General features: G+C 66.0%; 18 protein-coding genes. 9 read left to right on the top strand and 9 right to left on the bottom strand.

Features of this window, described 5'->3' with window-relative positions:
• Position 1: 1 nt before the first annotated feature.
• Positions 2–3,454 carry an AAA family ATPase gene (locus tag ACE10W_RS07855; RefSeq protein WP_304550923.1) on the bottom strand — a complete coding sequence of 1,151 codons (3,453 nt, stop codon included), beginning with the start codon at positions 3,452–3,454 and terminating at the stop codon, positions 2–4.
• Positions 3,455–3,589: 135 nt separating this feature from the next.
• Here ACE10W_RS07855 and ACE10W_RS07850 point away from each other — a divergent pair, with 135 nt between their 5' ends.
• From ACE10W_RS07850 to ACE10W_RS07835, 4 genes are all read left to right on the top strand, one after another.
• Entirely contained in the window at positions 3,590–10,048 is a 6,459-nt protein-coding gene (locus ACE10W_RS07850; protein ID WP_304550922.1) for a non-ribosomal peptide synthetase, read from the top strand.
• A gap of 140 nt (positions 10,049–10,188) precedes the next feature.
• A complete protein-coding gene (locus ACE10W_RS07845) occupies positions 10,189–10,356 on the top strand; it encodes a hypothetical protein (protein ID WP_166466031.1) in 168 nt (55 codons plus the stop codon).
• 221 nt (positions 10,357–10,577) lie between these two features.
• Positions 10,578–11,309: a 4'-phosphopantetheinyl transferase superfamily protein gene (locus tag ACE10W_RS07840; RefSeq protein WP_011085024.1), complete on the top strand. Its 732-nt coding sequence runs from the start codon at positions 10,578–10,580 to the stop codon at positions 11,307–11,309.
• On the top strand, positions 11,306–12,286 hold the full coding sequence (locus ACE10W_RS07835; protein ID WP_304550919.1) for an LLM class flavin-dependent oxidoreductase: 981 nt from the start codon (positions 11,306–11,308) through the stop codon (positions 12,284–12,286). The genes ACE10W_RS07840 and ACE10W_RS07835 overlap by 4 nt, the downstream gene beginning before the upstream one ends.
• A 100-nt stretch (positions 12,287–12,386) precedes the next feature.
• Here the strand turns inward: ACE10W_RS07835 and ACE10W_RS07830 are convergent, their stop codons facing one another.
• The 3 genes from ACE10W_RS07830 to ACE10W_RS07820 form a co-directional block, all read right to left on the bottom strand.
• Entirely contained in the window at positions 12,387–13,412 is a 1,026-nt protein-coding gene (locus ACE10W_RS07830) for a histone deacetylase family protein (RefSeq protein ID WP_011085022.1), read from the bottom strand.
• Positions 13,413–13,537: 125 nt separating this feature from the next.
• Entirely contained in the window at positions 13,538–14,476 is a 939-nt protein-coding gene (locus tag ACE10W_RS07825; RefSeq protein ID WP_161536215.1) for an SMP-30/gluconolactonase/LRE family protein, read from the bottom strand.
• Positions 14,433–16,505 carry a sorbosone dehydrogenase family protein gene (locus ACE10W_RS07820; RefSeq protein WP_304550916.1) on the bottom strand — a complete coding sequence of 691 codons (2,073 nt, stop codon included), beginning with the start codon at positions 16,503–16,505 and terminating at the stop codon, positions 14,433–14,435. Before ACE10W_RS07820 ends, ACE10W_RS07825 begins: the two co-directional genes overlap by 44 nt.
• Before the next feature lie 207 nt (positions 16,506–16,712).
• On the opposite strand from ACE10W_RS07820, the gene ACE10W_RS07815 reads away from it, so the two are divergent.
• Both ACE10W_RS07815 and ACE10W_RS07810 read left to right on the top strand, forming a co-directional pair.
• The gene (locus ACE10W_RS07815; protein ID WP_028175186.1) at positions 16,713–16,946 is read left to right on the top strand and encodes a DUF6894 family protein; all 234 of its coding nucleotides are present in this window, start codon (positions 16,713–16,715) and stop codon (positions 16,944–16,946) included.
• Positions 16,947–16,955: 9 nt separating this feature from the next.
• Positions 16,956–17,132, top strand: coding sequence for a hypothetical protein (locus ACE10W_RS07810; RefSeq protein WP_166466030.1), 177 nt, complete (start codon positions 16,956–16,958; stop codon positions 17,130–17,132).
• A gap of 85 nt (positions 17,133–17,217) precedes the next feature.
• On the opposite strand, the gene ACE10W_RS07805 is transcribed toward ACE10W_RS07810, so the two are convergent.
• Positions 17,218–17,991, bottom strand: coding sequence for an enoyl-CoA hydratase-related protein (locus ACE10W_RS07805; RefSeq protein ID WP_304550913.1), 774 nt, complete (start codon positions 17,989–17,991; stop codon positions 17,218–17,220).
• A 128-nt stretch (positions 17,992–18,119) separates the two neighbouring features.
• Between ACE10W_RS07805 and ACE10W_RS07800 the strand changes: the two genes are divergently transcribed.
• Both ACE10W_RS07800 and ACE10W_RS07795 read left to right on the top strand, forming a co-directional pair.
• Positions 18,120–19,709, top strand: coding sequence for a gamma-glutamyltransferase family protein (locus tag ACE10W_RS07800; protein WP_304550912.1), 1,590 nt, complete (start codon positions 18,120–18,122; stop codon positions 19,707–19,709).
• A 193-nt stretch (positions 19,710–19,902) separates the two neighbouring features.
• Positions 19,903–20,127, top strand: coding sequence for a hypothetical protein (locus tag ACE10W_RS07795; protein WP_304550910.1), 225 nt, complete (start codon positions 19,903–19,905; stop codon positions 20,125–20,127).
• A gap of 51 nt (positions 20,128–20,178) precedes the next feature.
• On the opposite strand, the gene ACE10W_RS07790 is transcribed toward ACE10W_RS07795, so the two are convergent.
• Genes ACE10W_RS07790 through ACE10W_RS07775 form a run of 4 tightly spaced genes read right to left on the bottom strand, consistent with a single transcriptional unit; the run spans position 20,179 to position 23,652 of the window.
• The gene (locus ACE10W_RS07790) at positions 20,179–21,465 is read right to left on the bottom strand and encodes an FAD-binding oxidoreductase (protein WP_304550909.1); all 1,287 of its coding nucleotides are present in this window, start codon (positions 21,463–21,465) and stop codon (positions 20,179–20,181) included.
• A gap of 12 nt (positions 21,466–21,477) precedes the next feature.
• Entirely contained in the window at positions 21,478–22,209 is a 732-nt protein-coding gene (locus ACE10W_RS07785) for an amino acid ABC transporter ATP-binding protein (protein WP_011085014.1), read from the bottom strand.
• On the bottom strand, positions 22,206–22,859 hold the full coding sequence (locus ACE10W_RS07780) for an amino acid ABC transporter permease (protein ID WP_011085013.1): 654 nt from the start codon (positions 22,857–22,859) through the stop codon (positions 22,206–22,208). The genes ACE10W_RS07785 and ACE10W_RS07780 overlap by 4 nt, the downstream gene beginning before the upstream one ends.
• Positions 22,860–22,887: 28 nt before the next feature.
• Complete coding sequence (locus ACE10W_RS07775) at positions 22,888–23,652, bottom strand: ABC transporter substrate-binding protein (protein ID WP_161536221.1); 765 nt, start codon at positions 23,650–23,652, stop codon at positions 22,888–22,890.
• 181 nt (positions 23,653–23,833) lie between these two features.
• Between ACE10W_RS07775 and ACE10W_RS07770 the strand changes: the two genes are divergently transcribed.
• Positions 23,834–24,493 carry a helix-turn-helix domain-containing protein gene (locus ACE10W_RS07770; protein ID WP_304550907.1) on the top strand — a complete coding sequence of 220 codons (660 nt, stop codon included), beginning with the start codon at positions 23,834–23,836 and terminating at the stop codon, positions 24,491–24,493.
• Positions 24,494–24,496 lie beyond the last annotated feature (3 nt).

The following is a 24,496-nucleotide window of genomic DNA, read 5'->3' as shown; positions in this document are numbered from 1 at the left end:
GTCAGGGATCGATCCGTTCCCGAACGGGCGCGTCCGCGCGAAGGTCGTTGACGAGCTGCATCGCCTGCTTCAGGTCCGGCGTGAGGAAGCCCTCGCTGAACTTGCCGACGATCGGCGTCAGCAGGAGCGTCGCTTGCTCGCCCTTGCCGGCATCATGCGACAGGCGCGCGAGACTGACGGCGGTTCGGAGCTCCCAGGACAGCGCGCCCTGCTTGCGCGCGGTCTCCAGCGACAGCACGAACAGATCTTCCGCTTCCTGCACCGACGCCGGATTGCCGTCCGACAGGGTGATCTCGCCTTGCAGCCGATAGACCTCGGCAAGGTAGGAGTGATCGCCGGTCCGCCTTGCGGTCGCCAGCGCTCCGTCCAGCGCGCGAAGGGCGGCGTCGCGCAGGCCGACCTTGGCGTAGGCTTCCGCGAGCAGGCATCGGAACCAGCAGCCGGCGAGCCAGGAATCCATCGCCTCATATTCGTCGAGGCCGAAGCGCATCTGGCTGAGGCCCTCGTCGGCCTCGCCGAGCTGGGTCAGCGCCCAGCCGCGCAGGATCGCGGCCTGCTGCTTCCAGTGCAGGAAATTGTGCTCGGTGGCGATGATCATGGCACGGTTGGCGTGATCGCGCGTGCCTTCGACGTCGCGCAAATGCTGGCAGAGATAGGCGCCGAACACCAGCGCGAAAGCGAGCGTGAAGGGATGGCGGATCTTTTCGGCGTTCGCGATCGCCTGTTCGCTGTGCTGGCGCGCCGCGTCGGGCCGGCCGAGGAACCACAGGAGATAGCCGAGATAGGACAGCGAGACCACGCCGGGATCGGTGCCGTGGCGCACCATCAGGTCGGAATGCAGATCGGGGCTGTAGAGATTGATGCAGCGGTGCAAATGATGCTGCGAGGCGGCAAAGCGCCCGCGATAGAGCATGGTCATCGCGATCGCGCGATGCGCCTCGATCAGATAGCCGGTCTGCTGCGCCGGCTGCGTCCGCTCGCGCTTGGCGAATTTCAAAAGTTCGACGCTGAGATCGTGCGCGCGCGTCAGATCCGCCCGGATGAAGTGGCACACCCAGAGCCCGCGCGTGGCAGCAAAGGTATTCTCCTCATCGTCGAGCTGCCGGCCGAGCTCGAGCGCACGGACGTAGTTCTCCTCGACCTCCTGCACCGCATAGCCTTTGGCGGCGATCAGCGCGTTGCCGAGCGCGATGCGCAGCTCGAGCTCCATCTCGTCGGCGCCCTGCATGCGCGCATTGGCCTGCACGACGCTGAGGCCTCGGTGCAGATGGCCGATCGCCTCGAGATTGGCGCCGCTCTTGGCCGCCTGCTTGCCGGCCTTGAGCCAGAAGCTCGCCGCACCCTCGCTCTGGCCGGATTCGGTCAGATGATGGGCGAGCAGCTCCGGCTCGCGCTCGGTCTTCTCCGGATACATCTCGGCGAGCACCTGGACGATGCGGGCATGCAGCTTGCGCCGCTCGCTGTGCAGCAGGCTCGCATGCGCGGCGTTCTGGATCATCACATGCTTGAAGGAGTAGAGCGCGTCCGGCGGATGGCCGCGGCGCATGATCAGCCCCGCCTCCTCCAGGTGATTGAGCGCCGCCTCGATCTGCTCCGAAGGCGTATTGGCGACTGCGTGCAGCGTCTCATAGGAGAACTCGCGGCCGATGGTGGCACCGATCTGCGCGATCCGCTTGAACGGCCCCATCCGGTCGAGACGCGCCATCAGCGAGTCCGTCAGGGTTGCCGGGATCGCGAGTTGCCGCCACGGGCCCGACAGCACGTAGCGCCCATGCCGCTCGGTCAGCAGGTTGGATTCGAGAACGGTCTTGGTCAGCTCCTCCAGGAACAACGGCACGCCGTCGGTCTTGACGATGATCTCCTCGACGACCTCCTTGGGAAGCTCTCTCCCGGCGACGCGCTCGACCATCGTCGTGCGCAACTGCCGGCTGAGGCGGTTCAGCACCAGGGTGGTGATGTGCGAATGCGCATTCCAGCTGGGCTGGAACTCGGAGCGCGCCGTGATGATGACGAGGATCGGCTCGTTCTGCACCTTGTCGACGAAGAGATCGATGACCTCGCGGGAGGTCGGATCGATCCAGTGCAGGTCCTCGAAGGCCATCACGAGCGGCATCTCGCGTGCGAGGCCGAGGAAATGATTGACCAGCGCCACGACCGTCGCGTCCTTCTGCTGCTGCGGCGACAGCTCGAGCGGCGGATAGCGGTCGCCGGTCGGTATCGACAACAGCGCGGCAAACAGCGGCGTGACCTGCTCGATGTCGCCATGGGCGGCGGCGATAGCGGTCTCCAGGCTCGCCAGCGAGTGCGCGGACGCATCCTCCCGGTCGAGGCCGAGGGAGAATTTGAGCTGCTCGGCGAACGGATAGAACGCGGTGGACGTGTAGTAGGGCGAGCACTGGAACGAGACCTGTCCGTGGCGGTCGCCTGCGATCCGCTCGAATATCTCCTGAATGATGCGCGACTTGCCGATGCCGGGCTCGCCGAACTTGACCACGACCTGGCCGTCGCCATCCTTGACCTGCTGCCAGCGCCCCATCAGCAGCGCGATCTCCTCCTCGCGGTTGACGAGCGGCGTCAGCCGCGTGCCCATCGCGGCGGCAAACCTGGTCTCCACGCGCGAGGCACGCACCACATGCCAGGCCTGCGTTTTCTCCGAGATGCCCTTCAGCGCATGGACGCCGAGATTGCGGTAGTCGAACTTCCCCTTCAGCAGCGACTGCGTCGAGGCCGAAATCACCACGCCATTGGGCGGCGCCAGCGCTTGCAGGCGCGCGGCGAGATTGACGGTTTCTCCGACCGCGGAGTCGCGCTCTTCGGTGCCCTGCCCCACGAGGTCGCCGACCACGACGAGACCGGTCGCGATCCCGATACGGACGGCGGGCGAGTGGCTGAGCGCGCCACGCGGCTCGATCGCGCGTGCGGTCGACAGCACCCGCACGATCTCGAGCCCCGCACGCACCGCGCGCTCGGCGTCGTCCTCATGTGCAGTCGGATAGCCGAAATAGACTAAAATTCCGTCGCCGACAAACCGGGCGGCAAAGCCCTCGTAGTGCTTGACCACGCGGACGCAGGTCTCGCGGAAGCTCGCGATCAAGTCACGCACGTCTTCCGGATCGAACTGCACCGAGAGCGAGGTGGAATCCACCATGTCGCAGAACATGGTGGTGAGTTGACGTCGTTCGGCCCCGACCTCCGCCCGGGCCTGCGGGGGCGCCGCGGCGGCCGGCGCCTCCGCGGTTTCAGCCTGGAACAGCGCCGCCATCGCTCGCTGGAGCCGCTTGCGATCACCAAGCGGCAATCCGAGCTCGACCAGGTCGGATTCGGTGAGATCCGCCATGACATCGAGATCGAGGCGGTGCTGCGCGAAGAGATCGGAGTAGTGCGCAAGGCCGATGCCTTCGAGCCAGCGCTTCAGCCCGCCTTCCGCTCCCGTGCTCGGCTCATTCTCCAGCATGGTGATTCTGCCCGACCATCACTCCGTCGAAGGGCTTTAGGCCCCTCAACCACAGATTTTGGGGCCCGAACTTCACCTCAGACTGGACGCGTTCCCTAACTCATAGGAAGAATAGCTCAATCAGATCAAAAAGGAATGGCATTGTCGGACATTGCATCCGGAGCGGGATCGGTCGGCGCGAGCGGCGAAACGAAGATCTTTTCCCATATCGGCGGCCTTCTCGACTTCTACGCCCGCAGGACGCCGGCGGCGCCCGCCCTCCTCGCCCCTGGCAGGCCGGCCCTCACCTACGGCGCGCTCGGCGAGCGGACGCAGGATCTGGTCCGCACGCTACGCGGGCTCGGCATTGCGCCGGCTGACCGGATTGCCGTTGCGCTGCCGCGCGGCGCGGACAGCGCGCTGGCACTGATCGCGGTCGCATCAAGCTGCGCCTGCATCCCCGTCAATCCCGATCTGACCGCGGACGAGCTGCAACGCAATTTCAGCGAATTGAAGCTGACGGCGCTCGTCACCCGGGCCGACATGAACTCGGCCAGTCGCGACGTCGCCAGGGCGCTCGATATCGCGATGATCGATTTCGTGCCGGGGCCGAACGACGATCTCGGAGGCTGCGCGTTCGTGGGCCCGGCGGTCGGTCCGGCGAGCACGAGCGGCGCCTCGCGCGGCGACGACGATGCGTTCATCCTCCTGACCTCGGGCACGGCGGCGCGGCCGAAAATGGTGCCACTCACGCATCGCAACGTGTGCCTGTCCGCCACCAATGCCGGCCGCGTGCTGTCGCTCACGTCCCACGATCGCCTGCTCAACGTTCTGCCGCTGTTTCACGCCCATGGTTTGATCTCGGGTCTGCTGACGGCGCTAGCCGCAGGCTCCAGCGTGATCTGCACCGAGGGTTTCGACGCATCGTCCTTCTTCGGCTGGATGCGGGAGCTGCAACCGACCTGGTACACGGCGGTGCCGACCATCCATCGCGCGCTGCTGACGGCGGCGGAAGCCGATCCGGGCCGCGCCCGGGCCTCGTCGCTACGCGTGATCCGCTCGGCCTCGGCCTCGCTCGCGCCCGCGATCCTTGGCGGACTGGAGGCGACGTTCGGCGTTCCCGTGCTCGAAACCTACGGCATGACGGAGGCGGCCTCGCAGATCGCGGCCAACCCGTTCGAGCTGCGCAAGCTCGGATCGGTCGGCCGAGCCGCGGGGCCCGAGATCGCGATCATGGACGAGACGGGCCGCGCGCTTGCGAGCGGCGCACACGGCGAGATCGTGCTGCGCGGCGCGAACATGAGCCGTGGCTATTATAATGACGAGGCGGCGACGCAGGCCGCCTTCCGCGACAGCTGGTTCCGGACCGGCGATCTCGGCTATCTCGATACCGACGGCTATCTCTTCATCGTCGGCCGCATCAAGGACGTCATCAATCGCGGCGGGCAGAAGATCTCGCCGCTCGAGGTGGAAGAGGTCCTGCTCAGCCATCCGGCAGTGCTGGAGGCCGGCGTCTTTGCCGTTCCGCACCCAAAGCTCGGCGAGAACGTCGCCGCCGTCGTGGTGTTGCGAGCGAATTCCGAGGCGACCTCGGACCAGTTGCGCAAGTTCGCGCGAAAGCGTCTCGCGGCCTACAAGGTGCCGAGCCTGATCCGCAGCGTGGCGGCGCTGCCGAAGGGCGCCAGCGGCAAGGTCAAGCGCAACGCACTGGCTGATCTGATCGCGACGGCGGAGGACGCCGATGCGGCGCGCCTGCCGCGCACCACGCTGGAGACGCAGCTCGCGGAGATCTGGGCCGGTCTGCTGGAGCTGCCGCAGGTCGGCATCGATCAGGACGTCTTCGCGCTCGGCGCGGACTCGCTCGCGGTGACGCAGATGCGCTCGCGCCTGCGCGAACGCTTCAACGTCGACTTCTCGTTCGAGGACATCTTCGACTGCGCTACGGTCGCCGCGCTTGCGACCCGGCTGGAGACCGCCGCAACCCATCGCGAAGCGGCGCTGCCGGCCTGGCGCCGGGCCGGAGCTGCGACAGCGGACGCGCCGCTGTCGCACCAGCAGCAGCGGATGTACCTGCTCTCGCGGCTCGATCCGACCCGCTACAACTATAATGTCGTCGAAGTCGCGCTCCTCAAAGGCCTGGTCGACGTCGCCGCGCTTTCTGCGAGCCTCACCGCGATCTGCGCCCGCCATGAGGCGCTGCGTTCGGTCTTCGTCGAACGGCAGGGCGAGCCGGCGCAGCTTGTGCTGCAATCGCTGCCAAAATTCGAGCGGATCAAGCTCAAGCCCTGCCCTGCGGACAACCAGGTCGCGGTCGTCCGGCGCGAGACGCTCAAGCTCGCGCAATATCCGTTCGACCTGGCGCACGAGCCGCCACTGAAGGTCACGCTGCTGTCGTTCGACAAATCCAGCCACGCGCTGGTGGTCAATTTGCATCACCTCGTCACCGATGGCTGGTCGCAGCGGCTGTTCTGGGAGGAGCTCGCCGCCCATTATGCCGCGGCACGCAAGAAGGGCGTGGCAGCGCTGCCCTCGCCCACTTTCCAGTATCGCGACTTCGCACTGTGGCAGCAGAGCTGGGCGCGAACGCCGGCGGCAAAAGAACAGCTCGATTACTGGCGGACGCAGCTCGACGGCGTCACCACGCTGCCGCTGCGGACCGACCGGCCACGGCCTGAGATCTGGAGCGGTCACGGCGCCCGTCACTATTTCGAATTCTCCAGGGCCCTCTCGGGCGACGTCCGCGCGCTGAGCCAGGACCAGGGCGTCACGCCCTTCATGATCCTGCTCGCGGTGTTTCAGTGCCTGCTATTCCGTCACACCTCGCATGAGGATGTCGCGACCGGATCGCTGATCGCCAACCGCAACCAGATCGAGAGCGAGCGTCTGATCGGGCTGTTCGCCAACACCCTGATCCTGCGCAACGATTTCGGCGGCGATCCCAGCTTCGGAGAGATGTTGCGGCGGGTGCGCCAGGTCACGCTGGATGCCTACCGCAATCAGGATCTCCCGATCGAGGAGGTGCTGCGTGCGTTACAGATCGCACGCCGGAGCGACGGCAATCCGCTGTTCCGGATCATGTTCATCCTCCAGAACGCCTCGATCGAGGCGGCAAGCTTTCCGGGTCTGTCGACGCGGCGGCTGGAGGTCGATCCAAAAGTGGCGCGCTTCGACATCACGCTCGAGCTGGTCGAGGCCGACGGCCGATTCACCGGGTTCTTCGAGTACGCCACCGATCTGTTCGATGCGGCCACGATCGAAGACATGGCTGCTCAATTCAAGACCCTGCTCAAGGCCGTCATCGCCAATCCGGAACAGCGCATCTCGCGCCTGCCGCTGCTGACCGAAGCCGAACGCCGGCAACTGCTGGCGAAGGGCCACGGCGTACCGGCCAATTTCACCACGCGCGGCAATTTGAGCGAACGCTTCGACCGTCAGGCCAGGACAACGCCGAACGCTGTTGCGGTGTCGGACGGACACACATCGCTGAGCTATCGCGAGCTGGCCCGGCGCAGCCAGGCGGCCGCGCGCTGGCTGGCCCGCGAAGGCGTCGGTGCCGAGAGCGTGGTCGCCTTGCTCGCGGAGCGCGGACCCGATCTGCTCGCCGCAATGATCGCGGTGCAACGCGTGGGCGCGGCCTTCCTGAACCTCGATCCCGACCAGCCGCCGGCGCGGCTTGCGACCATCCTTGGATCGAGCTGCGCCCGCGTGCTGCTGATCGGGCGTGCCCAATCGGCCATGGTCGAGGCTCTGCTCGAGCCGCTGGTCGAGCGCATCCAGGTGGCCGAGCTCGACGACGCGATCGCGCCGGGGGCGACCAAGCCGGCCCGCGCCGCGCGGCGCGCGGCATCCAGCCTCGCCTATCTCATCTATACATCGGGCTCCTCCGGCGCGCCGAAAGGCGTCATGATCGAACAGCGCGGGCTGTCGAACCATCTGGCGTCGCTGATTTCCGAGCTGAAGCTGTCGGCCAGGGACGTGATCGCGCAAACCGCGCCGCAAAGCTTCGTCATCTCGGTCTGGCAGTTCCTCGCCGCGCCGATGGTCGGCGCGCGCGTGCATGTCTGCGGCAACGCGATCGTGCAGGACCCGACCCTGCTCGCGCGGGAGATCGAGCGCGAAGGCATCACCGTGCTCGAGATCGTCCCGTCGCTGCTGCGCGTGATCGTCGATCGCATGGACGAAGCGCCGATCCTGCGCGCCTTCGCGAGGCTCCGCCTCCTGATCTCGACCGGCGAGCCGCTGCCGGTCGACCTCTGCCGCGCCTGGTTCGCCCGCTGCCCGAAAGTGCCGCTGATCAATGCTTATGGCGCATCGGAATGTTCCGACGACGTCTCCCTGCATCGCCTGACCAAGCCGCCCGCGACCGCGACGAGCAACGTTCCGGTCGGCGCGCCGCTGCCGAACACCCAGCTCTACGTGCTCGACGCAAACCTTGAGCCGCAGCCGGTCGGCGTGACCGGCGAGCTCTGCATCGGCGGCGCGGGCGTCGGCCGCGGCTATATCAACGATCCCGCGCAGAACAAGCAACGTTTCCTGCCCGATCCGTTCTTGCGCCAGGCTGCTAGCCGGCTGTACCGGACCGGCGACCTCGCCCGCCGCCGCGCCGACGGGACGATCGAGTGCCTCGGCCGCGCCGACCATCAGGTCAAGGTCCGCGGCTACCGCATCGAGCTCAAGGAGATCGAGAATGCGCTGGCTGACCATCCGAGTGTGCGCGCCGGCATCGTCGAGCCGCGCCGCGAGGCCAGCGGCGACGTCAGGCTGATCGCCCATATCGTCGCAAGGCCCGGCAGCCGGGTCAGCGCCAGCGAGTTGCGCGACTTCCTGAAGAGCCGACTGCCCGGCCATGCCATCCCGTCCGCATTCCTATTCATGGATCAGGTGCCGCTCAACGCCCATGGTAAGATCGACCGGTCCATGCTGCTGGCACCCGCACAGCAAGAGGCATCCGAGCCGGATGCGGCCGTGCCGGCGCGGCGTTTCACCGAAAAGGTGCTCTCGGATATCTGGATCGATCTGCTGAAGGTCGAGAACCTCAGTGTCACCGACAATTTCTTCGATCTCGGCGGCCATTCGCTGCTGGCGGGCCAGGCGATGGCGCGCGTCGCCCGCGCGCTCGGCGTCTCGCTGCCGATCAAGACCATCTTCGAGGCGCCGACGATCGAGGAACTTGCCCGGCGGGTCGACGAGGCCGTGGCGGCGAAGCCGCACAAGCCTGCTGCAAGCCTGCCAAGACTCACTGAAACAAGGCTGGCTGAAAACGGCCCTCCAACGCTCTCGATCGCGCAGGACCAGATGATTCGCATCGAGCAGAGCCTGCCGGGGCTGCCGCTGTTCAACCTGCCCTTCGCCTTCCGCCTCCAGGGCCCGCTCGATCCGGCCACCCTCGCCCAGGCGTTCGGCGACATCGTGCGTCGCCACGAATCGCTGCGGACCGCGTTCGGCTGGAGCGGCGGGGAGCCGATCAGCCGCATCGCCACACCCAGCGAACTCGGGCCGGTCCTCACCGTCGAGGTCATTGGCGACGGGCGGCCGCACAACAACAAGCGGCGCCAGGCCCTCGAACTCAGGAAGATCGATCTCATGATCGAGCAGGAGACCTACACCCCGTTCGACGCCGCGCGGCCGCCGCTGTTGCGGGCACGGCTGTTGCGGCTCCATGCCGACGATCACGTGCTGCTGCTGACGCTGCATCATGCCGTTGCCGACGGCTGGTCGATCGGCGTGCTGTTCGAGGAATTGTCGAGCCGCTATGCGGCGCTGGCCGGACGTCCCTCAGCGCCGCTGCCGAAGCTGCCGCCGGCCTTTTCGGACGTCGCACGCTGGCAGCGCTGGTGGTGCGGCACCGACGCCGCACGCCGCCAGGCCGCCGACTGGACGGAGAATCTGCGCGGTGCGGCTCCAATCTTCGACGGCAACGCGAGCCCGGGCGCATCCACCGGTCACCATCCGCTCAGGCTCGAACCCGACCTGATCGCGCGGCTCACGGCGTTCGCCGGTCAGCATAACGCCACGCTGTTCATGTGCCTGCTCACCGGCCTGAAGGCCCTGCTGCTGGCACGGACCGGCCGTACCGACATCTCGGTCGCCACCGCGATGGCCAATCGCGCCCAGCCGGACACCGACCGAATCGTCGGCCCGTTCGAGAATACCGGGATCGTCCGCACGAAAATCACGCCGGATCTGTCGTTCGCACAAGCCTTGGTGCAGGTGCGCCAGAGCGTGCTCGATGCGCATGCGCGGCAGGAGTTGCCGTTCAACATGCTGGCCGACCATCTGGAGCAGCAGGGGATCGACCCGGCCGCGCTGCTCCAGGTGTATTTCACGCTGCAAAATCCCCTGCGCCAGCCGCTCGATCTGCCGGAGATTGCGGTGCAATCGATCGGAAACATCGCGCGCGAGGGGCAGCCGGTGCTGCCGATCGACCAGACCTGGCTGTCGCTGATGCTCAAGGAGCGCCCGACCGGAATCACCGGTTCATGCAATTACAAGGGCGAACTGCTCGAGGCCCGTATGGTCGGCGAGTGGATGGAGGATTTCGTCGCGCTGCTGGGGGCCGCCGCCGCCCAACCCAACACGCCGCTCGACCGATTGCTCGATCGCAGGGCTGCTTGACCGCCTGTACAGCACGGGCGAATACAGATTCACTCGTCAAAGCTGTGAATGACCAAGTTGCATCTTGATTATTTGGCGCCAGCGCGCAAGATTATTCTCGCGTTTCGATTTGGACGATTATTTTGATCCGGGGGAGTGTTATGGGTTTCATCAAATTTACCAAGGGCACCTCGTTGAGCGACAAGGACCGCAAGGCCCTGCAAAAGCTGCTGACCGACGAGAAGAAGAAGCTCCAGTCCGCGCTGAAGGACGTCGACGCCAGCCTTTCCATGCTGGGCGGCTCGAAGAAGGCCAAGAAGAAAAAGTAAGACTCGTCGGCCGGGACGCCGCACGAATCTTTCGGAAAACGGGCCGCTCGCCTGCGAGTTGGGGTCTCGCACAAGCTTGAGCTCGTAAACCGGCCTGCAAATCGACAAGAATTCGCCCGGGTGGACCGATAACAACGCTCCGCTCAGTTGGTTCTTGCTCAATTGATTCTTCCGTCAGGACCGGGGGATTTGGCCTCCGCCTGACGCCATGGGCCTGATTGATGGCAGACGACAGAATTGAACTGTTTGTCGGACTGATCGAGACTATTGACGCGCCGGGCGCGGCCGATGCGTGCCGGCGCCTGCTCTCGGTCGACGAACGAGTCCGCGCCGACCGCTTCGTGTTCGAGCGGCATCGGCGGCAATATATTTTCGCGCATGCCATGCTGCGCCTGGCACTGTCGCGGGTCGCGCCCAACGTCGCTCCCTCCGACTGGTCTTTTGGGGCCGGCCGCTACGGGCGACCGTTTGTCGCTGCGCCCGCGACCTCGATCGCGCTGCATTTCAGCCTGTCGCATGCCGATGGCTGCGTCGCCTGCGTCGTGTCCGGGCATGAGGCCGTCGGCGTCGACGTCGAAACCGTGTCGCGGCGTGTCGCCCCGCTCTCCACCGCGAATCGTTTCTTTGCGCCGGAGGAGGTCGAAACGCTGCGCAGCCTGCCGGAGCCGGCGGCGATCGAGCGCTTCTTCGACTATTGGACGCTCAAGGAGGCCTATCTGAAGGCCAGGGGCTTTGGCCTCAATTTGCCGCTCGACGCCTTCGCGATGCAGGTGTCGCGCGAGGCCATCGAGATCAGCTTCAAACCCGACATCGCCGACGATCCGTCGGGATGGCGCTTCTCGCTGTGCTCGCCCTCCCCCTCGCATCGCCTCGCGATTGCCGACGGCTCCCGTGCGGACGGCGGCCTTCCCATCAGCCGCAACGCCTGGCCGCTCCAGGAAGCGGCTGAATGACGACCTCGCGGCTGCGCGTCTTCCCCGCGATCTCGCGCAACCGCGACCCCAGGACATATGTCGGCGAGCTGATGCGGGTGGCGCAGTTCGCCGACAGCAACGGCTTCGAAGGCATTCTGCTGTTCGAAGGCAACGACGTGTTCGTCGAGCCCTGGGCAATGGCCCAGCACATCATGGCAGGGACGACGCGATCTTCGCCGCTGATCGCCGTCAACCCCATCTACATGCACCCGTTCACGGCAGCCAAATTCGTCTCCTCCTTCGCGCAGTTCTACGGCCGCAAGGTCTATCTCAACATGATCACGGGCACCGCGGTCAGCGACTTGCAGGGCCTCGGCGACGACCAGTCCCATGCGAACCGCTACGTCCGTCTTGGCGAATTCGTCGCGCTGATGCGCCAGTTGCTCTCAAGCCCGCGGCCGGTGAATGTCGCGGGCCGGTACTACCGTGCGAGCAACCTGCAACTGCGCCCCCGCCTGCCCGCGGAGCTGATGCCGGAATTTCTGATCGCGGGCCAGTCCGAGGCGGCACAGCGCGTGGCGAAGGAGACCGGCTGCATCAAGATGCAGATGTTGCCGCCGGACCTCGATCGCGGGCTCGATGTATCAGGCATGAATTTCGGCATTTTCGCGCGCGAGAGCCGCGACGAGGCGCGGCAGGCGGCCAGGGCGCGCTTTCGCGACAATCCCGATGATCGCGAGCTGCTCGCGCTCACCGTGGAGAACAGCGACTCCGTGTGGAAGCGGCGGCTGTACGAGGGGCAAAGCGGCGAGCTCGCGGACAATGGCTATTGGCTGTTGCCGTTCCTGACCTTCCAGGCCGACTGCCCCTATCTCGTCGGCAGCTATGCCGAGATCGGCGCGAAGCTGAAGGATTTCGCGGCGAAGGGCCTGACCACGATCATGCTCGACATGGTCGCGGACGAGGCCGAGATGCAGCACGTCTGCAAGGCACTTGCGGCGAGCGGGATGTTCTGAGTTTTCCCCCTCTCCCCGCTTGCGGGGAGAGTCCCCCCTCACCCGGAATTTGCTGTCGCAAATTCCGGCCTCTCCCCGCACGCGGGGAGAGGCGAAGATATCACCGCGCTTCTTCAAACCCTGCCAGCACCGAGGTCAGGTTCGCACCCAGGATCTCCGAGAGATAGCCGCCCTCCTGCACGAACACGGTCGGCAGGCCCATCCTGGCGATGGCCTGGCCGATACGGCGGAAACCCGGCGTGGTAACGGCAAGGCCCTTCAGTGGATCGTGCTCGGAGGCATCGAGGCCGAGCGCGATGACGAGGGCGCCGGGAGCAAAGGACTCGATCGCCTTGCGCGCGACATCCATCGCCTGGATGTAGCCGTCGTCGCCGGTGCCGATCGCCAGCGGGATGTTGAGATTGGTGCCGAGGCCCGGGCCTTCGCCGCGCTCGTGCGCATAGCCCCAGACATAAGGATAATATGCGACAGGATCGGCATGGATCGACACCGTGTACACGTCCGGCCGCGCATAAAAGATGCCTTGCGTGCCGTTGCCGTGGTGGACGTCGACGTCGAGGATCACGACGCGCTCGTGCTTGAGCCGCAGATGCGCGGCTGCAATCGCGCTGTTGTTGAGAAAGCAGAAGCCGCCGGCCATGTCGCGATAGGCGTGATGGCCGGGCGGACGGCAGAGCGCGTAGGTCGCGTCCTCGCCATCCATCACCATCTGCGCGGCGGTGACCGCAACATCCGTCGCAGCACAGGCCGCGGCCCAGGTGCCCGGGCCGATCGGCGCTGCGGTGTCGGCCGTGTGCCAGCCGAGCTTGCCGACGATGTGGGTCGGATAGGTCGCGGCATGCCGCACGGGATGGATGTTGCCGATCATCTCGGGGCCGGAATCGCCGAGCGCGGTCCAGGCGTCCCAGGCCTCGCTCAGAAACGACAGATATTCCGGACTGTGGATGCGCGCGCGGGGTCCCTGCCCGAATGTCGTCGGCTCGACCAGTTGATGCTTGCCGTCCTTCAACCCCTTGAGCAGGCGGTCGGCGCGCTCGGGCTGCTCGGTGGTGCGCTTGACGACACCGCGAACCAGGAAGAATTGCGGATCATGGCTGCGGTGCAGTTCGGTATGGACGGCTTTCACTCAAACACTCCGTGGTCGCTTTGACGGTGCCACAGATTCTTGATCGCTGCGGCGGCCAGATGCAAGCGAGAAGAATGCCGCCTCTGTCGCACCGCTCTGCGTCGCAAGCAGATCGCCTGTGATGCTCAGCAGCGCCCGCGCTGGAGGCAGTGCTCGCGGCCCGGCTGATCGGTACGGAAGGATTCGACAAAGCCGCCCTGACGCTGCGTGACGAAGACGGTCTTGCCGTCGCTGCCGCCGAAGGCGAGGTTGGTCGGCTCCTTGCCCTTCAGCACGATCTCGCGCTCGACCGCGCCATTGGGTTTCATCAGCGCGATCGTGCCCTTGAGGATGCGCGCGACGTAGAGGCGACCAGCAACGTCGGTGCGCAGCCCGTCGACGGTGTCGGGCTGAAACGACTTCACCAGCTTTGCGCCGGTGAGCTCTTTGCCGCTGATCGTGTAGGACCAGATCTGACCGCTGCTGGATTCGCCGACATAGAGCGTCTTGCCATCCGGACTGAGATCGATGCCGTTGGTGGTGCCCATCGCGCGGGGCGCCGGCATCACCTGCCCCTGCACCGTTCCGTCGGCGGCTTTCGCGATGCGCCAGATGTGGCCCTCGCGGCCCTTCCAGTTCGGATCGGTCGCATAGACCGTGCCGTCGCGCGCGACCGTGATGTCGTTGGGCTGGTTCATCTCGTCGGAGTGAAACCAGATGGCAGGTTCGGTGCTTCCCTTCGCAATGGTGAAGATGTTGTGCTTCTTGTAATCGGCAATGAACATCGCGCCGCTCCGATCGAAACGGATCGCGTTGCCGACGCTGCCATCGGGGAGCGTCGTGAACAGCTCCGAAGCCGCAGCGCCCGCAGGCAGCCTGCCGATGGTGCCGGCCTTGCCGAGATTGACGACGAACAAATTGCCGTCGAGATCGGCGGCGGGTCCTTCGATGCCGAAAGTGTATTCGCTCGCGGGCGTGACCTGCACGCTGTCGAACAGCTTGGTTTCGGCAGCGGCCGGCGGCGTCGCGATGAGCAAGATGCTACTGCACAGGCACCAGAAATTCCTGCCGGATGTAATAGCCATCGTCGTCGGTGCACTCGCCATTCAGATAGGGATCGGCCGGCCGGAAGAATCGGCTGAAGCCGGTTTTGTCTACAGCGCTCCTTTGTGTCACGACAACGACCTTGGCAGCCGGTATTTCGCCGCATTCCTTGTTGGTTTTGCCAAAGAACCTGCGTTGCGGCGGACCGGCCTTGATCCGCATCCGCGTTCCCGGAACCATTCTGGCAACGAGCAGGTCAGCGGTATCGAGCAGGCGTGCGTAACCGGGCTCGGTCTTCGGCAGGCTTTCGCCGCCCGGCGGCATCAGCTTCTCGGCGCCGAGACCGCGAAGGCGCGTCCGCAGCCTGCCGGAATCGGGGTCGCCCGGATAGATCCAGCCGTCCTGCGACAGCATGAAGCGGAGCACCGTCGCATCCTTCTCCGCTTCCGACTGTCCTGCCTTCAGGCCGAAATCCGAATGGCAGCCGAGGCAATGCTTCTCGACGAGGCCCTTGCGCAGCGTGGTGAGGCGAACGCTGTTCTGCGCGTCCCTGGCGATGAAGGCCGCGAGCTGGTCGATCATCGCCTGGCTGCGCGTGTCGCAGGGCAGCGGCTGAGGCGCGTCGCCCGCGGCACGGTCGATGCGGATCACGGTCTGGTTCTTGTCCTCGACCAGCCAGATCGCGCCGTCCTCGGCGACCGTCATGCCGACCGGCGCGCCTTGCGGCCGCGCGCCGTTGACGCGGTGCCAGCCTGCAATCAGCTCCTCGAACGGCGCGGCAGCGACCTCGCCGGCGTCGGTCTGGAAGCTGTGGGTCGGATCAGCCGCGCAGCTGACATGGTAGCGCACTGGCGCCGGGCTCGGCCTGGGAAAACCGTGGTCGTCGACATCGTAGGCGAGCACGCGGCTGCCGGTCGGGCGATAGCCATGCAGGCCGACCAGCAGCTTGCCCTCGAGCTCCGGGAATTTCGCGCCGTGATAATAGAGCATCGCAAGCGGCGCGCCGTGCGGCGGCAGCAGCGAGAACGGCGGCTTGTAGAGCGCATTGGCCGTGCAGAGCGACTTGTAGGTCCCGGATTGCAGCACGCTCCTGAACTCGGGGCTCGGCGTCGACAGGTCGTAGCAATAGGGCCAGCCATAGTGCCTGCCCTGCTCGATCGCGTTGATCTCCTCGTTGGGCTTGAAGATGTCGGGCAGGTCGCGGCCGTTCTCGCCTTGCAGGAAGGCGTAGCCGGCATCGGGGAAATTCGGATGCAGCGCCAGCGCCATCGAGTTGCGCAGGCCACGCGCATAGACGGTGTGCGGCTGGTCAGGGTCGTTTGGCCTCAATGCCGGGAAGACGCCGCCTGACGGCGGCGTAAACAGCCAGATCGCGGCCATCGCGGAGGCACCCTCGGCCGCCGCACAGGGTTTTGTGATCGGCGGACGCGTGATGCAGTCGTCGCTGTGCGAGCCGACATTGACGAACAGCCGGCCGCTCCTGTCAAAGACGAACTGCTTGAGCGGATGCGCACTCTCGTCGAGCCTGGTGCCGTCGGGCAGCGTGATCCGGCGGCCCGGCATGTGACGGATGACGGTCTCGACCGTACCGCGCGGATTGTCCGCGAGCGGATCGAACCGGAAGATCGCCTCCGCGGTCGAGGCGTAGAGCTTCCTGTCCGGGCCGATCACGAGGCCGAACGGATATTCGAGGCCGGTCAGCAGTTCCTTGAACCGCTGGCCCAAGGGCGCATGCGGATCGAGCAGCAGCAGCCGTCCATCGGTGTGGCCCCAGCCGCCCATGTCGGCCACCACGAACAGGTCGCGGCCGGGCACCTGGACGATTGAACGCGGAAACTTGAGGTGATCCTCCTCGCTGGCGACGAGGCCGGCGCAAAATCCGGCCTTCATGTCGATCTGGAGTCTGGGAAAGGCGAGATCGCCGCTGCCGCAGCTTTCCGTGCCAATCGCATAGCCGCTTTTCCTGAGCGACTCGGACGAGGCCGGGGCCAGGCCGAGCAGCACTGCGACGACGGCCGCCGCAAACAAGCGCAGGCTCGGGCGTTCACAGCGGAATGTGAAGTCGTTCACAGCGGCCTCCCGGACGTATCGTCCAGGGTTGTTCCATGCCGCCTGCGCGCCGTCCAGTTGCCGATCACCCGCCTGTGATTAAACCTGTAACGACCTTGGTGCCGACCAACCTCCGTAGATTCCCTTACCGGGCTCGACCCGAATATTTTTCGACCGTTTCCGATGGTATCGGTTTGCCGTCCCAATCGCTTTCTACAGGAGGCGTGTATGGTTCAGATGTATTTCCACTGCTCGAATACCGAAGGCACGCTGATCGATCGGTACGGCACGGCGGTAGCCAATCTGACCGAGGCACGTGACCGTGCCGCCCAGATCATGCGTTCGATGATCCTGACGCCCGGTGCGGAAGACTGGCGCGACTGGGTGATCCATGTCAGCGGCGACGACGGCGAGGAGATTTTCGACCTCCCCTTCACCGCCATGCTCGGCAAGCCGCATTGAGGTGATGCCATGCTGATCGCGTCCTTGAGCCTGCTCCGCCAGCCCTTGAACTTCGTTGCCACCAAATGGCTGACGCTGGTCAGGGTCGCCGGCGACCCCTACCGCCCCGAGCTGCACTACATGCGCGGCCCCGGCCCGAAATGGCACGCCAAGTATCAGGCCAGCCGTCTGAACCGCGCGCTCTGAAGCTGTCGTCTCGCCGCTTGCCGCAAACCGGTTCTCCAAACTCGCTATGCCCGGGCAGCTCCCGGGCATTGACGTCTTCGGCTCGTCACCGCCCGGTGAACTTCGCCTTACGCTTCTCGACGAAGGCATTGCGGCCTTCGATGGCGTCGGCGCTTTTCCGGATCGTGGCCTGAAGCTCGATCTCGCGGCGGAACTGGGCCTCATAGGTCGCGTGCTCGCTCTCCTCGACCAGCGCGCGGGTTGCGACCAAAGCGCGCGGCGGGCCCTCCGCCAGGCGGCGCGCCAGCACCAGCGCCTCTCCCATCAGCTTCTCGTCGTCGACGACCTGCCGCACCAGGCCGATCTCCTGGGCGCGTTCCGCCGTCAGCGGCTCGTTGAGCAGCATCAGCTCGAGCGCCCGCTGCCGGCCGACCAGGCGCGGCAGCAGCCAGGTCGAGCCGAGATCGGGCACCAGCGCAATGCGGCTGAACACCTGGATGAAGCTCGCCGACCGCGCCGCGACGATGATGTCGCCGGCCATCGCGAGGCTGAAGCCGCCGCCGGCCGCCACCCCGTTGACGGCGACGACGACGGGCACGCGGCATTCGCGGAGCGCCTTGAAGGCCGGCCAGTAGAAGCCCATCACGCCGGCGGCGATGTCCTCGCCGAGCGCCTCGGAGGCCTTCAAATTCTGTCCCGAGCAGAAGCCGCGCCCGGCGCCGGTGAGGATCAGCGCGCGAACGCCCTCGTCCTGCGTCATGTCGCCGATGGCGACAGCCAGCGCGCCGAGCAGGTCCGGCGTCATCGCGTTCAGGCTCGCCGGCTCGTCCAGCGTCAGGATCCCGACCGCGCCATCCCGCGCCTGTTTCACACCAGCCATGCCGCTTCTCCCTTTGGATGTTCTCGTTGGCCGCAATGTGCCATTGTCCGCGCGCTTCGCCAAATGCGGAGCTTTTCAAGTCGGCACCACCAAGCCAAGACCAGCGAAGACAGACACAAGACCGCATCATGCCTCATCAGTTCAGCCTCGCCCAAACCGTCCGCAAGCCTGCCGTCAAGACCAAGGGCGGTATCGTCGCCGCGCAATCGCGCCGGGCCGCCGAAGTGGGCGCGCAAGTGCTGGCCGCGGGCGGCGATTGCGTCGACGCGATCGTCGCGACCACCATGGCGCTGAACGTGCTGGAGCCCTGGAACAGCGGCATCGGCGGCGGCGGCGCGATGGTGCTCTACCGTGCCGGGGAAAATCGCACCGAGGTGATCGACTACGGCATGTGCGCCCCGCAGAGCCTGCGCGTCGCGGACTATCCGCTCAGCGGCGAAGGCGCAGCGTCCGATCTCTTTCCCTGGCCGCGGGTGAAGGACGATCGCAACATCCACGGCCCCGGCGCGATCGCCGTGCCCGGCGTCGTCGCCGGCATGGAGGAAGCGCATCGCCGCCACGCCAAACTGCCGTGGAAAGACCTGGTCGCGCCGGCCGCCGCGCTCGCCGGCGAAGGCCTGCTGGCCGATTGGTGGACCACACTGACGATCGCAAGCTCGGCGGCTGACCTCCGGCGCTATCCCGCGAGCGCGGCGGCGTTCCTGAAGGACGGCCTGCCGCCGACCGCGCCATGGGGCATCAAGTCCGAGACGCGGCTGCCGCAGGACAAGTTGAAGGCAACGCTATCGCACCTCGCCGAAGCCGGACCGCGTGATTTCTACCAGGGCGATCTCGCCAAAAGCATCGCATCCGACATCAAGGCCGACGGCGGCTCGCTGTCGGTCGAGGACCTCGCCGCATTCCGCGCCCATCTGCGCGAGCCGCTGGCGATCCCCTATCGCGGCGGCAAGGTGTTTGCGACGCCGGAGCTCACCGCCGGACCGACGCTGGCGCACGCGCTGCGCCTGTTGCAGCAGAATCTGAAACCGGCAGGTGCACCCGATGCCGCCACCTACGCCGAATATGCGCTCGCCCTGCAAGCTGCCTATCGCGAACGGCTCAAGGACATGGGCGATGCCGACGGCAAGCGCTCGCTCGGCGCCGAATATCTGGCACCAGCCTGCACCACGCATTTCTCCGTCGTCGACCGCCACGGCAATGTCGCCGCGGTGACGCAGACACTGCTTTCGTCCTTCGGCTCGAAATACGTGACGCCGCACACCGGCATCGCCATGAACAACGGCATCATGTGGTTCGATCCGACGCCCGGCACCACCAACTCGCTCGCTCCGGGCAAGCGCTGCCTCACCAACTACACGCCCGTCATCGCCGAGACCAGGGACGGCAAGCGTCTCGCCATCGGCGCCTCCGGCGGCCGCCGCATCCTGCCCGCGGTGATGCAACTCGCATCGTTCGCAATGGATTTCGGCATGGACCTCGACGCGGCGATCCACCAGCCGCGCATCGACGCCAGCGAGGGCGCGGTCGTGATCGGCGATGTCAGACTGCCGGCAGACACACGCAAGGCGCTGGCCGCACGCTTCGACTATGAAGAGAGCCGGGTGCAGGCGCTGCCGCAGAAATTCGCCTGCCCGAGCGTGGTGATGCGCGAGGGCGAGGTCAATTCCGGCGCGGTCGAGATCTTCCAGCCGTGGGCCGATGCGGTGGCGGAGGCCTGAGTCCGTTTACGAGAGAGCGTGCCAGCGGTGAACCGCGGGCACGTCGCAAGCGCGGATGTGCCAGCACGCGTTGAGCCGATGCGCGATCGCGCATCTCCGCGAGCGTCACGACTCCTCCACATTTGCAGGGAACTTAGCTGCGCACAGTCCGTTCATTGATCGGACAAGTGCGCTCGCCCCACTGGAGAACATGATGAAGAAACTTGCGCTCGCCGCGTCGCTGATCATTGCGGCGGGTTTCACACTGACCAACCCTGCGTTTGCAAAGGGTGGTCACGGCCACGGTTACGGCCACGGTTACGGCCACGCGATGGGCCATCATTACCATGGCACGCCGCCCGGATGGTCGCATGGACGCAAGGTCGGCTGGCGCGGTCACGGGTGCCCGCCCGGACTGTGGAAGCAGGGCCGCTGCTGACGCGATCTGCAATTCCTGCAAGGCGCCGCCCCTGACAAGGCGGCGCCTTCTTCATATGCCGAGCCGGTCCCGCACGCGCCCTGTGATGACCGCGGTCGTCACCCCCACCGGCCAGAACGCATGCATCGGGATCGGCTTGATGCCGGTGACGGGCATGTCGATCTCGGCCTTGGCGCCGCCGATCAGGCGGCGGGCGAGCTGCGCGCCCATCGCGGTCGAGAGCGCGACGCCGCGGCCGTTACAGCCGAGCGAGATCAGGATACTTTCGGCGGGCTCGTGCACATGCGGATAGTGGTCCTTGGTGATCGCGAGCCGGCTATTCCAGCCATGGGTCCAGGCGACGCCCTTCAGCTGCGGCCATAGCCGCTCGGCGTAGCGGATGAGATAGGAGACATCCGACGGCGAGCTGATCCAGCGCATCGGGCCGCGGCCGCCCATCAAGAGGCGGTTGTGCTGATCGATGCGGTAGTAGACCGTGATGTGGCCGCTCTCGTAGAGCACGGGACGCGTCGGCATGATCGAGCGGGCGACCTCCTCGGAGAGCGGCGCGGAGGCGACGATCGAGGAAAACACCGGCACGATGGTGCGGCGAAGCGCCGGCCAGAGATCATCGGTGAAGCCATTGGTGGCGAGCAGCACCTTTTCCGCACGAACCACCGCGCGCGGCGTCTCGATGCGCCAATGCGCGCCGTCGCGGCGCAGCGACAGCGCCGGCGTCTCGCCATGCACCTTCGCGCCCGCCGAGATCGCGGCGCGCGCGAGACCGCGGGCATAGCTGAGGGGATGCAGGTCGCCGCCACGCGCGTCCAGCATGGCGCCGATATAACGGTCGGTGCCGGTCATCTCGCGCAGCTGCTCGCGGTTCAGATATGTCACCGGCATGCCGCGGCGGATGCATTGCTGCGCCGTCTTCTCGATCGCAGCGGCACTGGCCTCGTTATAGGCCGCACGCAGCGTTCCGTTTTGCCGCGCCTCGCACGGGATCTGGTAGCGACGGATCAGCTCGTGCGTGAAATTCGGCGTGCCGTACGAGAACTCGATCATGCGGAGGCCAAGTTCAGTGCCGAAATCGGCCTCGATCTGGTCGGGATCGTGCTTCAGGCCGGGATTGGTGTGGCCGCCATTGTTGCCGGACGCGCCCCAGCCCGGTTCCTGCGCCTCCAGCACCAGGGCCTCGACGCCCTGCTCCGCCAGATGCAGCGCGGTGGACAGGCCGGTGTAGCCGCCGCCGATAATCGCGACGGAGACGGTCTTGTCGACGTCGAGCGGCGGCGTGGCGACCGGCGCCACAGCGGTGTCGGCATAAATCGAGGGCGGCAGAGGCAGGCGCGCAGTCATGGCGAAGACCGATCAGAGCGGATGCAGCACCCGGCGCAGGAAATCCTGCGTGCGCGGGTGCTGGGGTTGGTTGAGCACCGATTTGGCCGGCCCCTGCTCGACGATGACGCCGCCGTCGATGAACAGCACGCGATCGGCGACGTCGCGGGCGAAGCCCATCTCGTGGGTGACGACGACCATGGTCATGCCGTCGTCGGCGAGCTTGCGCATCACGCCGAGAACGTCGCCGACGAGTTCGGGATCGAGCGCCGAGGTCGGCTCGTCGAACAGGATCGCCTTGGGCTGCATCGCGAGCGCGCGCGCGATCGCGACGCGCTGCTGCTGGCCGCCGGAAAGCTGCGGCGGGTGCGCGTCGGCCTTTTCGGCGAGGCCCACCTGGGCGAGCAGCGCGCGGCCGCGCTCGAGCACTTGCGCACGCGCCTCCTTCTTCACGTAGAGCGGGCCCTCGACCACGTTCTCCAGCACCGTGCGATGCGGAAACAGGTTGAAGCGCTGGAACACCATCGAGACCTGGGTGCGGACGTTCACGATCGACGGCGCATCGCGGTCGACCTTCAATCCTTCGACATTGATCTCGCCGCGATCGTAGCTTTCCAGCCCATTGATACAGCGCAGGATGGTCGACTTGCCGGAGCCGGACGGGCCGACGATGCAGACCACCTCGCCCTTCTCGACCTTCGCCGTGATGCCCTTGAGCACCTCGACCTTGCCGAAACTCTTGTGAACGTCGGTGAGCTCGATCATTTCTTGCCCGCCCGCTTTTCGAAGTGGCGAACCAGCAGGATCAGCGGAATGCTCATGGTGAGGTACATCAGCGCCACCAGCGTGAACACGCTGGTGTTCTTGAAGGTCGAGGACGCGATCAGCTTGCCCTGCAGCGCAAGCTCGGCGACCGTGATGGTCGAGGCCTGCGACGAATCCTTCAGCATCATGATCATGACGTTGCCGTAGGGAGGCAGCACGATGCGCACCGCCTGCGGCAGCACCACGCGGCGCATGGTGAGCCACCAGCCCATGCCGATCGACTGCGCCGCCTCGATCTGGCCCTTGTCGATCGCCTCGATGCCGGCGCGGAAGTTTTCCGCCTGGTAGGCCGAATAGGCGATGCCGAGCCCGAGGATGGCGGCCTGCAAGGCCGACAGCGTGACACCGAGATCGGGCATCACGAAGTAGAGGTAGAACAGGAGCACGATGATCGGGATGCCGCGGATCACGTTGATCAGGCTGGCGCTGAGCATCGACAGGACCTTGATGCCGGAGACCCGCATCATCGCCCAGATCAGGCCGAGCACCGTCGAGAGCAGCAGCGAGCCGATGGTGACGACGATCGTCAGCGCGACGCCGCTCATCAGGATCGGGAAGAACTCGGCAGCGTCGTGCCAAAAGCCTTTCATCGGGCAGCCTTCGATCAGCCTCTAACCATCAGCCCTGGGCTTTCTGGCCCCATTTTTCGAGGATCTTGTCGATGGTGCCGTTGGCCTTGAGCTTGGCCAGCGAGGCGTTGATCTTGCCGAGCAGCGCGCTGTCGCCCTTGCGCACGCCGATGCCGACCGAGCCGACCGTGACCGGCTTGTAGCTGTCGACGAGCCGCACATCGGGGAAGCCGCCCTGCTTCAGATTGTAGGCGAGGATCGGATAGTCGGCGTAGCCGGCCTTGAGGCGGCCGGTGTTCACGTCGCGCAGGATGTCGGGAATGGTGTCGTAGGCCTTGACGTCGGCGAACAGTCCCGACTTCTTCAACGCGTCGACGAAGGCGGTGCCGACCTGGGCGCCGACCGTCTCGCCCTTCAGGTCGTCCTGCGTGGCGTAGGCCTTGGTGTCGTTCTTCGGCACCACCAGACCTTCGCCATAAGTGTAGATCGGGTCGGAGAAGTCGACGACCTCCTTGCGCGGCGCCGTGATGAACATCGCGGCCGCAATGATGTCGATCTTGCTCGAGGTCAGCGACGGGATCAGCGCGGAGAACGACATCGGCTCGATCTGCACGTTGAGGCCGGCGTCCTTGCCGATCTCGGTGATGAGATCGACCATGATGCCCTGGATGGTATTGGTCTTGGTGTCGAGGAAGGTGAAGGGAATGCCCGTCGGCGTCGAGCCGACCTTCAGCACCTGCTGCGCGGAGGCCGGCACGACCGCGGCAATCGCGAGCGCCGCGACTGCGGCCTGGACAAAACGCTTCAACGCCATCGCATCCCCCTTTGGGTCCGGCCGCTGGCGGCGCTCGCAGATGTCTTGATCGCAGACATTGCGGGCCAAGCCGTTTCGGCCTATTTTCACCAATATGAAAATTTGGTCACACTTTCGCAGGTGATGCAAGCGGTTTTCATGCACATGAAGGAAGCGGTTTGACGTGAGCGGTGGCAAAAGAATGCGCAAACCGGCCGCCGCAAAGCCGGCCAGGAAGCTGAAGGCCAAGACGGCGCCGGCCAAGGCGATGACCAAGCCGGCCGAGCCCGCGATGGACGTCGCGGTCGGCCGTCGCATCCGCGATATCAGGCGCGTCAGGCAATTCTCGCTGGAAACGGTCGCCGCGCGCACCGGCCTGTCGATCGGCTTCCTCAGCCAGATCGAGCGCGGCCTGTCGTCGCCGTCGCTGCGCGCGCTGGCAACGCTCTCCGACGTGCTCGGCGTCGGCATGGCGGCTTTGTTCGGTTCGAACCCAAGTGCCGACGGTGCCTCCGACCAGGTGGTGACGCGCGGGCTTCAGCGGCCGGAACTGAAACTCTGGCGCACCGGAATTTCGAAGCAATTGCTGAGCGCCGCGGGCAGCGACAACCGGCTCAACCTGTTCCTGGTGCACATCGATCCCGGCGGCTCCGCGGGCGACAAGCTCTACACCCACGACGGCGAGGAAGCCGGCCTCGTGCTTGAAGGCGAGATGATGCTGACGGTGGACAGCGAGACGTGGTCGCTGAAGACGGGCGACAGCTTTCGCTTCGCCAGCCGCCGGCCGCACCGGTTTTCCAATCCGGCGCAGGATGCCAGAGCCGTGGTGCTGTGGGTGAATTGCGTGACGGGGGCGGGGTAGTCA

The organism is Bradyrhizobium sp. B025 (assembly GCF_042257955.1).
Taxonomy (GTDB): Bacteria; Pseudomonadota; Alphaproteobacteria; order Rhizobiales; family Xanthobacteraceae; genus Bradyrhizobium; species Bradyrhizobium diazoefficiens.
The sequence above is the reverse complement of the archived record's forward strand: the minus strand, read 5'-3'. Positions and strand labels throughout refer to the sequence as shown.

Excerpts from the sequence above, each read along its gene's own strand:
- ACE10W_RS07855 (WP_304550923.1), bottom strand. The coding sequence starts at position 3,454 with ATGCTGGAGAATGAGCCGAGCACGGGAGCGGAAGGCGGGCTGAAGCGC.
- ACE10W_RS07850 (WP_304550922.1), top strand. The coding sequence starts at position 3,590 with ATGGCATTGTCGGACATTGCATCCGGAGCGGGATCGGTCGGCGCGAGC.
- ACE10W_RS07845 (WP_166466031.1), top strand. The coding sequence starts at position 10,189 with ATGGGTTTCATCAAATTTACCAAGGGCACCTCGTTGAGCGACAAGGAC.
- ACE10W_RS07840 (WP_011085024.1), top strand. The coding sequence starts at position 10,578 with ATGGCAGACGACAGAATTGAACTGTTTGTCGGACTGATCGAGACTATT.
- ACE10W_RS07835 (WP_304550919.1), top strand. The coding sequence starts at position 11,306 with ATGACGACCTCGCGGCTGCGCGTCTTCCCCGCGATCTCGCGCAACCGC.
- ACE10W_RS07825 (WP_161536215.1), bottom strand. The coding sequence starts at position 14,476 with ATGGCTATTACATCCGGCAGGAATTTCTGGTGCCTGTGCAGTAGCATC.
- ACE10W_RS07815 (WP_028175186.1), top strand. The coding sequence starts at position 16,713 with ATGGTTCAGATGTATTTCCACTGCTCGAATACCGAAGGCACGCTGATC.
- ACE10W_RS07810 (WP_166466030.1), top strand. The coding sequence starts at position 16,956 with ATGCTGATCGCGTCCTTGAGCCTGCTCCGCCAGCCCTTGAACTTCGTT.
- ACE10W_RS07805 (WP_304550913.1), bottom strand. The coding sequence starts at position 17,991 with ATGGCTGGTGTGAAACAGGCGCGGGATGGCGCGGTCGGGATCCTGACG.
- ACE10W_RS07800 (WP_304550912.1), top strand. The coding sequence starts at position 18,120 with ATGCCTCATCAGTTCAGCCTCGCCCAAACCGTCCGCAAGCCTGCCGTC.
- ACE10W_RS07795 (WP_304550910.1), top strand. The coding sequence starts at position 19,903 with ATGAAGAAACTTGCGCTCGCCGCGTCGCTGATCATTGCGGCGGGTTTC.
- ACE10W_RS07790 (WP_304550909.1), bottom strand. The coding sequence starts at position 21,465 with ATGACTGCGCGCCTGCCTCTGCCGCCCTCGATTTATGCCGACACCGCT.
- ACE10W_RS07785 (WP_011085014.1), bottom strand. The coding sequence starts at position 22,209 with ATGATCGAGCTCACCGACGTTCACAAGAGTTTCGGCAAGGTCGAGGTG.
- ACE10W_RS07780 (WP_011085013.1), bottom strand. The coding sequence starts at position 22,859 with ATGAAAGGCTTTTGGCACGACGCTGCCGAGTTCTTCCCGATCCTGATG.
- ACE10W_RS07775 (WP_161536221.1), bottom strand. The coding sequence starts at position 23,652 with ATGGCGTTGAAGCGTTTTGTCCAGGCCGCAGTCGCGGCGCTCGCGATT.
- ACE10W_RS07770 (WP_304550907.1), top strand. The coding sequence starts at position 23,834 with ATGCGCAAACCGGCCGCCGCAAAGCCGGCCAGGAAGCTGAAGGCCAAG.